The organism is Xanthomonas bonasiae (assembly GCF_014836395.1).
Taxonomy (GTDB): Bacteria; Pseudomonadota; Gammaproteobacteria; order Xanthomonadales; family Xanthomonadaceae; genus Xanthomonas_A; species Xanthomonas_A bonasiae.
Genome location: NZ_JACSQX010000014.1, coordinates 108,297 through 122,488, shown reverse-complemented (window position 1 = coordinate 122,488; position 14,192 = coordinate 108,297). Strand labels below are relative to the sequence as shown.

8 protein-coding genes are annotated in these 14,192 nt (G+C 68.7%); all 8 read right to left on the bottom strand.

What is annotated here, in order from left to right; all coding sequences use genetic code 11:
- Positions 1 to 409, bottom strand: a 409-nt coding sequence (locus tag H9658_RS19780; protein ID WP_191826655.1) for a PepSY domain-containing protein, incomplete at its 3' end; no start/stop codon positions are given.
- Between the two features lie 94 nt (positions 410 to 503).
- The gene (locus H9658_RS19775) at positions 504 to 1,862 is read right to left on the bottom strand and encodes a substrate-binding domain-containing protein (RefSeq protein ID WP_191826654.1); all 1,359 of its coding nucleotides are present in this window, start codon (positions 1,860 to 1,862) and stop codon (positions 504 to 506) included.
- A gap of 548 nt (positions 1,863 to 2,410) precedes the next feature.
- The gene (locus H9658_RS19770; RefSeq protein WP_191826653.1) at positions 2,411 to 3,289 is read right to left on the bottom strand and encodes a methylglyoxal synthase; all 879 of its coding nucleotides are present in this window, start codon (positions 3,287 to 3,289) and stop codon (positions 2,411 to 2,413) included.
- A gap of 151 nt (positions 3,290 to 3,440) precedes the next feature.
- Positions 3,441 to 4,496: a glycoside hydrolase family 5 protein gene (locus H9658_RS19765; RefSeq protein ID WP_191826652.1), complete on the bottom strand. Its 1,056-nt coding sequence runs from the start codon at positions 4,494 to 4,496 to the stop codon at positions 3,441 to 3,443.
- A 204-nt stretch (positions 4,497 to 4,700) separates the two neighbouring features.
- A complete protein-coding gene (locus H9658_RS19760) occupies positions 4,701 to 5,744 on the bottom strand; it encodes a glycoside hydrolase family 5 protein (RefSeq protein ID WP_191826651.1) in 1,044 nt (347 codons plus the stop codon).
- Positions 5,745 to 6,042: 298 nt separating this feature from the next.
- Complete coding sequence (locus H9658_RS19755; protein ID WP_191826650.1) at positions 6,043 to 7,101, bottom strand: glycoside hydrolase family 5 protein; 1,059 nt, start codon at positions 7,099 to 7,101, stop codon at positions 6,043 to 6,045.
- Positions 7,102 to 7,955: 854 nt separating this feature from the next.
- Positions 7,956 to 9,446 carry an FAD-dependent oxidoreductase gene (locus tag H9658_RS19750; protein WP_191826649.1) on the bottom strand — a complete coding sequence of 497 codons (1,491 nt, stop codon included), beginning with the start codon at positions 9,444 to 9,446 and terminating at the stop codon, positions 7,956 to 7,958.
- Positions 9,447 to 9,570: 124 nt separating this feature from the next.
- Complete coding sequence (gene gltB / locus H9658_RS19745; RefSeq protein ID WP_191826648.1) at positions 9,571 to 14,028, bottom strand: glutamate synthase large subunit; 4,458 nt, start codon at positions 14,026 to 14,028, stop codon at positions 9,571 to 9,573.
- Between the last annotated feature and the right edge of the window lie 164 nt (positions 14,029 to 14,192).

The following is a 14,192-nucleotide window of genomic DNA, read 5'->3' as shown; positions in this document are numbered from 1 at the left end:
CCACCCGCTGACCCGCCGCACTGTGCGCACGTGCTTCCCACAACCCGTCCTCGTACTTCAGGTCGTGGACCTGCGTGTACCCCGCCGCCGTCAGCGCCGCCCGTATTTCCGCCTCGCTCAGCTTCGACGGCACCCCTTCCGCGTAGATGCGACCGCCGCGCGCACCCACACGCACATCGCCGCGCTTGCCGTCGCCGCTGGTGGCTTCGGTCTTCCAGAGACCGTCTTCGAATTTCAGCTTGTCCAGCTTGGTGTAGCCCTGCTCGCTCAGCAGGGCTTTTACCTGCGCCTGGGTCAGCGCCGGGCCACCCGGTGCCGGCGCTTGCGCATGAGCACTGCCGACGGCCAGCGCGAGCGAAAGCGACATGGCCAGCAGCGGCCGCGACAGGATCTTGTTGGTGTCGTTCATGACGTTCTCCGTTCGACCAGAATCGTCATGCTCCCAACCGGGGGTTCTGCAGCAAGTGAACATGCACGCGCTGCGTTCAGGTTGCGCCTAGCGGTCAGCGCCCGGCATCCAGCAACCAGATCTCGACCCGCTCGTTGCGCGCCTTGGCCGCCGCATCCTCGCCGCCGACCAGGGGGCGCGCCGCGCCCAGCCCGCGCGCGCGTTTGACCACGATGCCGCGCTGGGACAGATAGGCAGCGACCACGTCGGCGCGGTCGTTGCTGGCGATGGTCGGATACAGGCGGTTGGCCGTGTCCGGCGTAGCGAAGCCGATGATGCCCAGGGCGCGGCCGCGCATGGCCGGCTGATGCATGTAGGCGATCAACCGGTCCAGGTCCTGCGCGCTGCGCGCCTCGAACATCGAGTTCAACGACTGCAGGCTGAAACGCAGGGTAGTGGTCAGGCGCTGCGCGCCGGCGCCGGCCTGCAGGTAGGCATCGGCCTGGCGTGTGTCGGGGCTTGCCTGGGCCGCGTGGGTTGGATCGGGCGCGATGGCCATCGGGATCGGTCCGATCCGGCGCACGACCTGCTGCGCCTGCGCGCCGACCGAATACAGCGCCAGGCTGCGGCCGAGCGCCGACATCATCTGCCCGCCGTACAGGCTGTAGCGCTGCACCAGCGGATAGTCCTCGCCACGGACGCTGGCCGGCGTGGGCAGCACGGCGATGCCGCCGTCGGCGATAGCGAGCGCACGGGTGCCGGCCGGCAGCGGCGTGGTCAGCGCGACGATCGCCAGCGCCGCCGGGTGTCCGGCCACGGCCTGCGCCGCTTCGGCCAGGCTGGGATGGATCTGTTGCGAGGCGGCCCGCGCGGTTGCCGGCAGCGGCAGGCGTTCGCGCAGGAAGTCGCCCAATCCGCTGCGTTCCGCATTACGCTGCACCTCGATCGGCAGGTCGGCGCCGCCGAGTTGCGACCAGCGCGTCAGCCGCCCGCTGAGGATGTCGCGCAATTGCGCGACGCTGAGCGAGGCCAGCGGATTGTCGGCGGCGACCAGGACGCGTGCGCCGTCCAGGGCGAGGACGAAGTTCTGGTCCGGCGAGGACAGATCGCCAAGCTGCCAGGCGGCATCGCGTTCGCGCGCGTCGGGGACCCGCGCCAACATCGCCAGCTCGGCGTCGCCGCGGACCAGATCGGCGAAGCCGGCGGCCGAACCGGCGCTGCCGATCTCCACCACCAGCGGTGCGTCGTCGCGCAGTGCGGAGATTTCCAGCGTCGCCGCATCGACGCGGCGTCGCTGGATCTGCCGATAGCCGATGCTGTGCAACCAGGATTCGACCAGTGCCGGCATCAGCTGTGCGCCGACGCTGTTGGAGCCGTGCACGCGCAGGCGTTCGGCCTGCTGCGCAGCGGCGGACGGGATGGAGCACAGCACTGCGGCACCCAGTAACAGCAGGTGCAGGATGAAACGCGACATCGGATCCCCCCAGGATCTGGACAGGCGGCAGTGTTGGCGACAGGCGTGACATGGCAGTGACTGTGAGCGCGGTCACGCGATGTGAGCGGGGCGCATGAAGTGCGGCGATCGCGCGTGCGCCCTACCATTCCGCGGCTGGGCGGACGACGCTGCTGGTCGCAGCCGCCTAGCGGATCACGGGTCGTGCGGACGTGTCATGCAGTCTCGCAGGTCCGCTGCTATCGCGCTTGCTCGAAAGCGAAGCGAGGGTGAGAAGACGCGCTCAGGTCAGTGCGATGAGAAAAGCACTGGGAGAAGGTCACTGCGAAGGGCAGAACCCACGCGGTACAGTTGGTTCCTTCCTGGAACCATGCGTCCGGCCCGGGCCTGCCGGCGTCCGGACACCGCCGGGAGCATTCGACTTGGAGACGACACCAGTTGGGAGCGGCTCCGGATGGCAGCGCAGCAAAATCGCGACGGGCATTCTAGGTAATGCGCGTCGCGACTGAAGTCGCTCCCACAGGGGTTCCCACAGGGGGCCAATGGCCTGGAGAAACGCTCGCAGCCGCTCAGGCCGACGGCATCGCCCGCTTCGCCGCCGCCTGCGCCCAGCGTGCGGCGACCAGGGGCGAGGTGATGCACACCGCGCTGTCGGTCACCGTGGTCACCGCGCGCTCCAGCAACTGGATGTCGGCCTCGTGTTGGCGCGCCACGTGCGGATCCTCGAAGAAGATCGCGCGTTGGCAACGCCGTTCCAGCACGCGGTCGGCGATCTGCGCATCGCCGCCCATCGGCCCGCTCTGGTAGCGGTGCACCCAGTCCTGGCCCTGCGGCCAGCCGCGGCTCCAGGCCAGTTCGTTGAGGCGCTGGCCGGTGGTGCCGGTGGCCACGCGCTCGGCGAAGCGCGACAACAGGTCGAAATGTTCGCTGGCGAAGGCCAGCATCTGCGGCTTCATCGCATCGTGCGCGATCAGCGCCAGGGTGTGCCGCTCCAGCGCATGCAGGTCGTCGGCACCGGCATCGGCGGCCAGCCCGGCGTGCACGCGCTCCATCTCGATCCAGTCGCGGGCGCTGGCCACGGTGGAGATGAAGGGCTTGCCGTGGATCACGCACTGGCGCTTGAGCGCGATCGCTTCGGGAAAGATCGAGGACGGATCGACCGGATCGATGAAGTAGATCGCCCCGTCGAGGGTGCGCTCGGCGCCTTCCAGGCCCACCACTTCGGCGACCAGCTTCATCAGTCCGCCTTCGCGGCCGAACGGATAGCGCTTGAGTTCCGCGTAGCCCGACAGCCAGCCGGCGCGCGCGATCGCCTCGTGGGTGCGGCCGACCGCGTGCAGGCCGAGCTGCAGTTCGCGGATGCCGGCCTCGCAGGCGCGCAGCCAGCGGAACAGGGCGGCATCCTTGCCCTGGTGATGCAGTCGGTTGGCGGCCAGGCCCAGGCGCATACGTCGATCCGTGCGGAAGAGGAGCGACAGTCTGCGCCCGATCGCGGTACGGACTCAATCGCCCGCTATCGCCATCGACCGAAGTTCCACGCCGCCGAACCGAGCCGCTCCGCGCTCCACCAATCCCGCCATCCCGAATCCCGAATCCCGGCTACTGAACGATCTCCCGCGCCCGCGCCGACAGCACGCTCATCTGCGGCTTGTCCGTCCCGTCCTGGTTCGGCTGCAGGTTGAACGCGTAGTCGGTCTTCCACCACGCGCCGGCGGCCCACGCGGTCCAGCCCAGCCACACGTCGGCGTTGTCGTGCACGTAGCCGAGCATGTCGTCGAGCGCGGCCATGCAGGTGGCGTTGCTGCTGGCGCCGAATTCGCCGAGGAAGCCCTTGTAGCCGTTGGTCCGCAGCCACTGGGTGAAGGCCTGCAGCTTCTCCGAGCCGATGGTGGCGCTGACGCAGTCGGCGCTGGTGCCGCTGTAGTCCTGGTCCAGGTACTGGTGGACTTCGAACACCAGGTTTTCGACCGGATCCTCGATCGAAACCAGCGATGCCGCGTTGGACACGCCGTACCAGGTGCTGTTCCAGCTGTGCGCGCCGGTATACGCGGTGCCCGGCACCATGATCAGGTTGTAGGCGCCGGCGCCGCGGATCGCATCGATCGCCAGTTGCGCGGCGGCGGTCCAGTCGCCGGAGGAAATCCCGTTGGGTTCGTTCATCAGCCCGAAGATCACCGCGTCGTCGTTGCCGAACACGATCGCCAGGCGCCGCCACAGGTCGGCCAGCACGCTGGCGGGCGTGCCGTCGCTGCCGATCCGCGCGCCGTCGTACTTGGCGTAGTTGTGCAGGTCCAGGATCACGCGCAGGTTGTGGCTTTTGGCGCGGCTCACCGCGGTCTGCAGATAGCCGAGCTGGGCGGCGTCCAATTCGCCGTTGGCGGTGGGCTGCAGGCGTTCCCACAGGAACGGCAGGCGCACGATGTTCATGCCTTGCGCGGCGACGTAGGCGTAGTCGCTGTCGCGCGGATACAGGTAGTCCTTGAAGACCACGCCCGGCTTCTTGGCCGAATTGAATTCGGCGCCGGCCAGGTTGAGGCCGGCGTAGTGCGCGCCGTCCTGGGCGAGCGCGGTGGAGGTACTGGTGGCCAGCAGCAGGCACAGCGCTGCGCGCAGCAGCCAGCGTGAGGGAGCAAGCAGGAGGGAATTGCGTCGCATGGGATTGCCTTCTTCGTGGGGGGAAGAGCGAATGGGCGCCGCCGCGCACCAGGTGTGTGGCGCGGGCTGTTCCCATCCGTTGCAATCGGCATGCCAGCGATTTGCGTGCGTGGCGCCGACGCGTTGGCGCCACCCATGCCGTCGCCGACGCTCAGGCCTTGTTCGACCCGCGCTGCGGTGTTCTCGCTCGCATGAAACGCGGTGTCAGCGCGCGATGCGCTTCGCCCTGGCCGACAGGATCGACATCTGCGGTTTGTCGCGGCCGTCCGCACCGGGTTGCACGTTGAACGGATAGTCCGCGTTCCACCAGGCGCCCCCCGCCCAGTAGCTCCAGCCCAACCACACCGCGCTGTGTTGCTCGATGTAGCCGAGCATGCCGTCCAGCGCCTGCCGGCATGCGGCATTGCCGGCAGCACCGAACTCGCCGAGGAAGCCGATGTGTCCGGTCGTGCGCAGCCAGTCGGTGAAGCCGACCAGGCGTTCGGCGCCGATACTGCCGCTCACGCAGCTGGCGCTGGTGCCGCTGGAATCGATGTCCAGATACTGGTGCACTTCGATGGCGGTGCGCCGCAGCGGGTCGTACAGCGCCGCCAGCGCGGTGGCGTTGGATTCGCCGCCGACGGTCGAGTACCAGCTGTGCGCGCCGCTCCACAGCGCGCCCGGCACCAGAATCAGATTGCGCGCGCCGGTGACGCGGATCGCATCCACCGCGGCCTGCGCGGCCGCGGCCCACATTCCGGGCGCGATGTTGTTCGGCTCGTTCATCAGGCCGAAGACCACGGCGTTATCGTCCTTGAACTCGAGCGCCAGGCGCTGCCACAGATCGCTGAAGGTCTTGATCGGCACGGTCGCGCTGCCGATCTTGTCGCCGTAGTAGCTGGCGTAGTTGTGGATGTCCACGATCAGGTGCATGCGCTGCGCCTTGGCCTGCTTCGCCGCGGCCTTGATCAACGCCAGCTGCGCCGCGTCCAGCCGGCCCTGCGGGCTGGGCTGCAGGCGTTCCCACAACACCGGCAGGCGCACGATGTTCATGCCCTTGCCGGCGAAATACGCGTAGTCGGCATCGCGCGGATAGAAGTAGTCGACGTTGAGTACGCCTGGCTTCTTGCTGGAGCTGATCTCCGCGCCGGACAGATTGACGCCGGCGAATTTCAGCACGCCTTGCGCGTGCAATGGCGGCAGCACGGCAAGCAAGGACAACAACAGCGCCAGGCGCAGTGCGCGCAGGCACGGCGAGGCATGGACCATGGGGAGCCTCCTTCTGCATCAGCGGGGGGAGACTCGGCCAGGCGGATCGCGGGTTGGCCGAGCTGATGACAAACGGTGTGCTTGCTCGCACCGTAATGCATTCCCGGTTGCGCCACTACGACCGGCATGCGTGCATGCGCGGATCTGTGCAGGGCTTGGCATGGCCAACGCGCACTGGTTCTCTGTCGGCCATCGCCGCCGCACTGCATGCGGCGGCGTATGCGATGCTTTTCTGCGCGGTCGCGACCACGCGTGCAGGAACGGCGCGCCGGGCGATCGCCCGGCAGCGCCGGTGCGCCTACTTCCCGGTCACCTTGCGCGCGTGCTTGGACAGGATCGACATCTGCGGCTTGTCGCTGCCGTCCTTGTTCGGTTGCACGTTGAACGGATAGTCGTTCTTCCACCACGCGCCGGCCGCCCACCAGGTCCAGCCGACGATCACGTCGTTGTTCTGCTCGATGTAGCTGAGCAGGCCTTCCAGGGCCTGGTTGCAGACGGGGGTATCGGCGGTGGCGAACTCGCCGATGAAGCCGACTTTCTTGTTCTCGCGCAGCCAGCTGACGAAGCCGGCCAGTTTCTCGGCGCCGGCGGTGGCGCTGACGCATTCGCCCTTGGTGCCGCTGTTGTCCTTGTCGAAGTACTGGTGCGCTTCGAAGGCCATGCGGTTGCCCGGATCGGTCAGCGGCTGCAGCGCCACCGCGTTGGAGGTGCCGTAGTAGGTGCTGCGCCAGCTGTGCGCGCCGGTGTAGGCGGTGCCGGGGACCAGCACCAGGTTCTTGGCCCCGGCCTTGCGGATCGCGTTGATCGCCGCTTGCGCGGCCGCGGCCCAATCGGTGGAGGACACCGCGTTGGGCTCGTTCATCAGGCCGAAGATCACCGTGTCGTCGTCCTTGAATTCGGTCGCCAGGCGTCGCCACAGGTCGGCGAACACCTCGGCCGGCGCACCGTCGCTGCCGATCAGCGCGCCGTTGTACTTGGCGTAGTTGTGCGGGTCCAGGATCAGATGCAGGTGGTTGGCCTTGGCCTGTGCCACCGCCTTCTTGATCTGCGCCAGCTGCGCGGGATCGAACTCGCCCTTGGCGGTGGGCTGCAGGCGTTCCCACAGGAACGGCAGGCGCACGATGTTCATGCCCTTGCCGGCGAAGTAGCTGTAGTCCGCCGGGCCCGGATAGGTGTAGTCCTTGTACAGCGTGCCCGGCTTCTTGCCGGAATTGAATTCGGCGCCGGAGAGGTTGACGCCGGCGTACTTGAGCACGCTCTTGCCGTCCTGGGCGGATGCGCCGAAGGCGAGGGCGAGCAGGAACACGGCGGGAGCGACGGGGCGTAGCCGCGACGACCAGAGAGAGGAAAGCGACATGGGGGAGCGTCCTTGGGGGAGGGGAGGATGCGGTTGTGCCATCGGGGGAAGCAGCCGGCGGTGCAAGGGTGCGCGGATCGCACGCGCGCGGCCAGCCTAGGCGCTCGCGCGTTAGCGCCTCATTCACTCGTGCGAAAAACGGCGTTGCGTGCGTGGCGATTCGGGTGCAATCCCCGCTCCGTGGCGCATGGATGGTCGGCGTGGTTTGAATGGCCTGCGTGGGCGCATCCACCGGGCGCTTCTGCAGGAGGGGCTTCAGCCCCGACAGAGCGCCGAACCAGGCGGATTGCGACTCCGCTCGTCGCGACTGAAGTCGCTCCTACAGGGGCTTCCATGTCCGGTGCGTGCACTTGCGGAACGGGATTTCAGCCCTGGCAGATGGCCGAGCCGCGTGGTTTCCGACTCCGCTCGTCGCGACTGAAGTCGCTCCTACAGGGGGCTTTTATGCCCGGTGCGTGTACTTGCGGGAGGGGGTCTCAGCTCTGACAGATCGTCGAGCCGCATGGTTTCCGGCTTCGCTCGTCGCGGCTGAAGCCGCTCCTACAGGGGACCGCGGTGACTGATGTGTGCACTTGTGGGAGGGACTTCAGCCCCGCCAGGTAGCCGAGCCACGCGGGTTCCGATTTCGCTTGTCGCGGCTGAAGCCGCTCCTACAAGGGGGCTGCGGTGCCTGAAGGGTGCATTTGTGGGAGGGACTTCAGTCCCGACGCGACCATGCCGGCGTCGTGGGGGGGCGAGGCGGATGCCGGGCCCAGGACGAGTGCCGCTGCATCGCCGTCAATCCGCGCAAACCTTCTGCCCGGCCGTTCGCTGCCGGGCATGCGACGCCATTGCTTGGATGCGGTCGATCCCGCTCAGGCGGCGGCCTGGGTGGTCACCGGCAGGCGGTTGCCGATCCATTCGGCGATGCTGGCGGCCGCGTCGCGGCCTTCGGCGACCGCGGTCACCACCAGGTCCGCGCCGCGCACTGCATCGCCGCCGGCGAACAGCTTGGGGTTGGTGGTCTGGTACGGCAGGCGGCCGCTGCCGTCGGGGTCGCTGCCGCCGGCCAGGATGCGGCCATTGGCGGTGCCTTCCACGCCCTGCGCGGCCAGCCATTCCGGCACGCTCGGCGAGAAGCCGAAGGCGATGATCACCACGTCCGCGTCCAGCAGCGATTCGCTGCCTTCGATCGGCACCGCGGCCTGGCGGCCGCGCGCATCGGGTTCGCCCAGGCGGGTCTGCACCACGCGCACGCCGGCCAGCTTGCCGCTGGCATCGGCTTCCACCGCCAGCGGCTGGCGGTTGAACAGGAAGCGCACGCCTTCCTCGCGCGCGTTGGCCACTTCGCGCGCCGAGCCGGGCATGTTGGCTTCGTCGCGGCGATAGGCGCAGGTGACCTTGGCCGCGCCCAGGCGGATCGCGCTGCGCACGCAGTCCATGCCGGTGTCGCCGCCGCCGAGCACCACCACGCGCTTGCCGCTCAGGTCAGGCAGCGCGATGGTGTCTTCCCAGCCGGCGATCGGCCGGCCCCACGGATCGTTGCCGCCGACGATGCGGCTGTTCTGCACCAGGAACGGCAGCGCCGGCAGCACGCCGGGCAGGTCCTGGCCGGCCAGGCCGCCGTCGGTGTAGCGGTAGGCGCCGGTGCCGAGGAATACGGCGTCGTATTCGCCGAGCAACTGCTCCAGGCTCACGTCGCGGCCGATCTCCACGCCCAGGCGGAACTCCACGCCCATGCCTTCGAGCACCTCGCGGCGCTTGCCGATCACGCTCTTGTCGAGCTTGAAGCTGGGGATGCCGAACTGCAGCAGCCCGCCGATCTGTTCGTAGCGGTCGTAGACCACCGCATGGATGCCGGCGCGGACCAGGCGGTCGGCGCAGCTGAGTCCGGCCGGGCCGGCGCCGATCACCGCCACGCGCTTGCCGGTGGCCTGGACCTGGCTCAGGTCCGGGCGCCAGCCGTTGTTGAGCGCGGTATCGACGATGTACTTCTCCACCGCGCCGATGGTGACCGCGCCGAATTCCTCCAGCGTGCAGCTGCCTTCGCACAGGCGGTCCTGCGGGCACACCCGGCCGCACACTTCCGGCAGCGGGTTGGTGCTGTGGCACAGCGCCGCCGCTTCCTCGATGCGGTTCTCCTGCACCAGCTGCAGCCACTGCGGGATCGCGTTGTGCACCGGGCATTTCCAGCTGCAGTACGGATTGCCGCAATCCAGGCAGCGCCCGGCCTGGTACTGCGCGTCGGCCTTGTCGAATTTGCCGTACAGCTCGTTCCAGTCGCCGGACGTACGCAGCTCCACCGGGATGCGCTGCGGCATCTGCCGGGGCAGGTCGAGGAACTGGAAGGCTTGTTTGCGGCTCATAGGGCTGGGAGTCGGGAATGGGGAATGGGGAATCGGAAAAGCGGATCTGCGTGCGTGGAAGGGGAACTGGCGAGCCGGGCTTTGACCATTCCCGATTCCCCAGTCCCGATTCCCGGCGCCGCCATCAGGCGGCGCGCCGCAGCGATTCGGTCAGCGACTCGATGCTCGCCGCCTTCGGCTTGACCAGCCAGAACTTGCCGACGTAGTCGCGGAACTCGTCGAGGATCTGCTGCGCCCAGATGCTGCCGGTCAGTTCGCGGTGGCGGCTGATCAGCTTGTGCAGGTGCTGGCGGTGGCTTTCGAAGCCTTCGGCGGAGATGCGATGGATGTCGATCAGCTCGTGGTTGTAGCGGTCGACGAAATCACGGTCGACGTCGAGCACGTAGGCCAGGCCGCCGGTGAAGCCGGCGCCGAAATTCAGCCCGACCTTGCCCAGCACCAGCACGATGCCGTCGGTCATGTACTCGCAGCAGTGGTCGCCGGCGCCTTCGATCACCGCCAGCGCGCCGGAGTTGCGCACGCCGAAGCGCTCGCCGGCGCGGCCGGCGGCGTACAGCTCGCCGCCGGTGGCGCCGTACAGGCAGGTGTTGCCGATGATCGCGGTGCTGCGCGCCTCGAAGCGCGCGCCGCGCGGCGGACGCACCACCAGGCGGCCGCCGGCCATGCCCTTGCCGACGTAGTCGTTGGCCTCGCCTTCCAGCTCCAGCTGCAGGCCGCCGGCGTTGAACGCGCCGAAGCTCTGCCCGGCCGAGCCGCGGAAGCGCAGGGTCAGCGGCGCGTCGTCCATGCCGTGGTTGCCGTGCACGCGGGCGATGGCGCCGGACAGGCGCGCGCCGATCGAGCGGTCGGTGTTGTGGATCAGGAAGCGATGGTCGCCGCCGGTCTTGTTGGCGATCGCGTCGGCGAGCAGGCCGTCCATCTGCGTGGCCAGGCTGTCCGGCGATTCGTACAGGCGCTGCGCCGCGCAATGGCCGCCGTCGTAGCGCACGTCCTTGAGCAGCCGCGACAGGTCCACGCGCACGCCTTCGCGCGGCGACACGTCCAGTTGCTGCAGCAGCTCGGTGCGGCCGATGATCTCGTCCAGCGAGCGCGCGCCCAGGTACGACAGCCACTGCCGCACTTCTTCGGACAGCAGCTTGAAGAAATTCTCCACCCGCTCGGGCAGGCCGGTGAAGTAGTTGGCGCGCAGCCGTTCGTCCTGCGTGGCCACGCCGGTGGCGCAGTTGTTGAGGTGGCAGATGCGCAGGTACTTGCAGCCGAGCACGATCATCGGGCCGGTGCCGAAGCCGAAGCTGTCGGCGCCCAGGATCGCGGCCTTGATCACGTCCAGGCCGGTCTTCAGGCCGCCGTCGGTCTGCAGGATGGTGCGGTCGCGCAGGTTGTTGGCGACCAGCGCCTGGTGCGACTCGGCCAGGCCCAGTTCCCACGGCACGCCGGCATAGCGGATCGAGCTGACCGGGCTGGCGCCGGTGCCGCCGTCGTGGCCGGACACGGTGATCAGGTCGGCGCCGGCCTTGACCACGCCGGCGGCGATGGTGCCCACGCCGGCATGGCTGACCAGCTTCACCGACACCAATGCGGTCGGGTTGACCTGCTTGAGGTCGTAGATCAGCTGCGCCAGGTCCTCGATCGAATAGATGTCGTGGTGCGGCGGCGGCGAGATCAGGCCGATGCCCGGCTTGGCGTAGCGCAGCCGCGCGATCAGCTCGTTGACCTTGTGCCCGGGCAGCTGGCCGCCTTCGCCGGGCTTGGCGCCCTGCGCGACCTTGATCTGCAGCACCTCGGCATTGACCAGGTACTCGGGAGTGACGCCGAAGCGGCCGGAGGCCACCTGCTTGATCTTGGAGCGCTTCTCGGTGCCGTAGCGCGCCGGGTCTTCGCCGCCTTCGCCGGAGTTGCTGCGCCCGCCGAGGCGGTTCATCGCGATCGCCAGCGCCTCGTGCGCCTCGGGCGACAGCGCGCCCAGGCTGATCGCGGCGGTGTCGAAGCGGCGCAGCAGGTCGGCGGCCGGAGCGACCTCGTCGAGCGGGGTCGGCACCTCGGCGCGCTTGAGCTGCAGCAGGTCGCGCAGCGCCGACGGCGGACGCGCATGCACTGCCTCGGCGTACGCGGCCCAGTCGGCCTGCTCGCCGCTGCGCGTGGCGCGCTGCAGGGTCATGACCACGTCCGGGTTGTACATGTGGTACTCGCCGCCGTGCACGTACTTGAGCAGCCCGCCCACTTCCGGCTTGAGCAGGTCGTTCCAGGCGCGCGCGGTCAGCTGCCGCGCCTCGGTGTCCAGCCGCGCCAGGTTCACCCCGCCGATGCGCGAGGCGGTGTCCGGGAAGCACAGCTGGACCACGTCCGGATCCAGTCCGACGATCTCGAACAGCTGCGCGCCGCGGTAGCTGGCGATGGTGCAGATGCCCATCTTGGAGATGATCTTGGACAGGCCCTTGTAGATGCCCTTGCGGTACTTGCGGCCGATCTGCGCCTGTTCGCCGCCCTTCTTCAGCAGCAGGATGCCGCGCCGGCCCAGGTCGAACAGGGTCTGGTAGGCCAGGTACGGATACACCGCGGTGGCGCCGAACCCGAGCAGGCAGGCCATGTGGTGCGGATCGCGCGCGGTGCCGGTCTCGATGATCAGGTTGGCGTCGCAGCGCAGGCCGGCGCGCGACAGATGGTGGTGCACCGCGCCGGTGGCCAGCAGCGCATGCGCCATCGGCCGTTCCGGCACCGGGTAGCGGTCGGTCAGCAGCAGCATGACCTTGCCGTCGCGCACCGCCTGCTCGGCCTCGGCGCAGATCCGTTCCAGGCCGGCCTTGAGGCCTTCCTCGACGCTGTAGGACAGGTCGATCTGCGCGTTGCGGGTCTGGTACTGCTCCATCTTCAGCAGCTGGCGCAGCTTGCGCTGGCTGAGCACCGGCGAATTGAGGATGACGTGGTTCACCGTCTCCGGGCCGGCATGGAAGATGTTGGTCTCCTTGCCGAGCTGGGTGGTCAGCGACATCACGCAGTCTTCCCGCAGCGGATCGATCGGCGGGTTGGTGACCTGCGCGAACGCCTGGCGGAAGTAGTCGTACAGCGGCCGGGTGTGGCGGCTGAGCACCGCCATCGGGGTGTCGTCGCCCATCGAGCCGGTGGCTTCCTGCTCGGTCTCGGCCAGCGGCCGCAGCACCTGCTCCACTTCCTCGGTGCTGAGCTGGAACAGCTTGTGGTAGCTGCGCAGGGTGCGCTCGTCGAACGGCTCCTCGACCAGCGAGGGATCGATCAGCTCGGTCTGCAGGTAGGTCACGCCTTGCTGCAGCCATTGCTTGTACGGGGCGCGGCCGCGGTTGATGCGGTCGATCGCGTCCGAGTCGAGCAGGTCGCCGCGCTTGAGGTCGATGGCCATCATCTCGCCCGGGCCGAGCTTGCCCTTGCGGGTCACGCGCTCGGCCGGCAATTCCCACACGCCGGCTTCGGAGGCGACCAGGAAATGGCGGTCGGAGGTCAGCATCCAGCGCGCCGGGCGCAGCCCGTTGCGGTCGAGCATGCACGCCGCATAGCGGCCGTCGCAGGCGACGATGCCGGCCGGGCCGTCCCACGGCTCGGTGTTGAGCCCGTAGAACTCGTAGAACGCGGCCAGGTCGGCGTCCTTGAACTCCAGCGACTGGGTCGCCGGCGGGACCAGGATGCGCAGCGCCTGCAGCAGGTCCATGCCGCCGGCGACCAGCAGCTCGAGCATGTTGTCCAGGCTCTGCGAATCGGAGCCGTGCATCGAGATCACCGGGTCGAACTCGGCGATGTCGAAGCGCGGGGTCTTCCACACCTTGCTGCGCGCCTGCGCCCAGTGCCGGTTGCCCTCGATGGTGTTGATCTCGCCGTTGTGCGCGAGCAGCCGGAACGGATGCGCCAGCGGCCAGCGCGGCAGCGTGTTGGTCGAGAAGCGCTGGTGGAACACGATCGCGCTGGAGGCCAGGTCGCTGCGCTGCAGGTCCGGGTAGAAGGTGCTGAGCTTGTCCGGCAGCACCATGCCCTTGTAGCTGATGCCGTTGGGCGAGAGCGTGGTGACGTAGAAGTCGGCGACGTCGCGCAGGCGCTGCTCGGCGCGGCGGCGCGCCAGGAACAGGGCCAGGGCGAAACCGTCTTCGCTGTGCTCGGCGCCGGCATCGACGAACACCTGCTCGATGTGCGGCAAGGTGTCCTTGGCCAGCTGCCCGCACACCGAATCGTCGGTGGGGGTGACCCGCCAGCCGCGCGGCTGGGTGCCGGCGCGGAGCAGTTCCTCTTCCAGCACCTGGCGGCAGCGTGCGGCGCCGTCCACGTCGTCGCGCGGCATGAACACCTGGCCGGCGGCGAAGCGCGCGCCCACCGCGATGCCGGCGTCGCGCGCCAGCGCGCGCAGGAACGCATCGGGTTTGCGGATCAGCAGGCCGCAGCCGTCGCCGGTCAGCCCGTCGGCGGCGACGCCGCCACGGTGGGTCATCCGCGACAGCGCGGCAATGGCGGTATCGACCAGGGCCCGCGAGGGTTGGTCATCGAGTTGCGCGACCATGCCGAAACCACAGGCATCGCGCTCATCTTGGGGGTCGTAGAGCCCGTGGCGGTTGCGGGGGGCCATGTCTGCCTCTGAAAAGCGATCCGAAGGAACGCGGCGACACTCGCCCCCGCTCTATCCTGGAGCGCATCTTGAGGTCACCGGAACATCGACTAAAGCACATGTTGGTGCGGTGCCGCAATACACGGTTGCAGCTGCAACCGTAGTGGCGGCAACCGCCTCGCTGC

Bases quoted from the DNA above. Each gene is read 5' to 3' on its own strand.
- H9658_RS19760 (WP_191826651.1), bottom strand. From the start codon at position 5,744: ATGGTCCATGCCTCGCCGTGCCTGCGCGCACTGCGCCTGGCGCTGTTG.
- H9658_RS19775 (WP_191826654.1), bottom strand. From the start codon at position 1,862: ATGTCGCGTTTCATCCTGCACCTGCTGTTACTGGGTGCCGCAGTGCTG.
- gltB (WP_191826648.1), bottom strand. From the start codon at position 14,028: ATGGCCCCCCGCAACCGCCACGGGCTCTACGACCCCCAAGATGAGCGC.
- H9658_RS19765 (WP_191826652.1), bottom strand. From the start codon at position 4,496: ATGCGACGCAATTCCCTCCTGCTTGCTCCCTCACGCTGGCTGCTGCGC.
- H9658_RS19755 (WP_191826650.1), bottom strand. From the start codon at position 7,101: ATGTCGCTTTCCTCTCTCTGGTCGTCGCGGCTACGCCCCGTCGCTCCC.
- H9658_RS19770 (WP_191826653.1), bottom strand. From the start codon at position 3,289: ATGCGCCTGGGCCTGGCCGCCAACCGACTGCATCACCAGGGCAAGGAT.
- H9658_RS19750 (WP_191826649.1), bottom strand. From the start codon at position 9,446: ATGAGCCGCAAACAAGCCTTCCAGTTCCTCGACCTGCCCCGGCAGATG.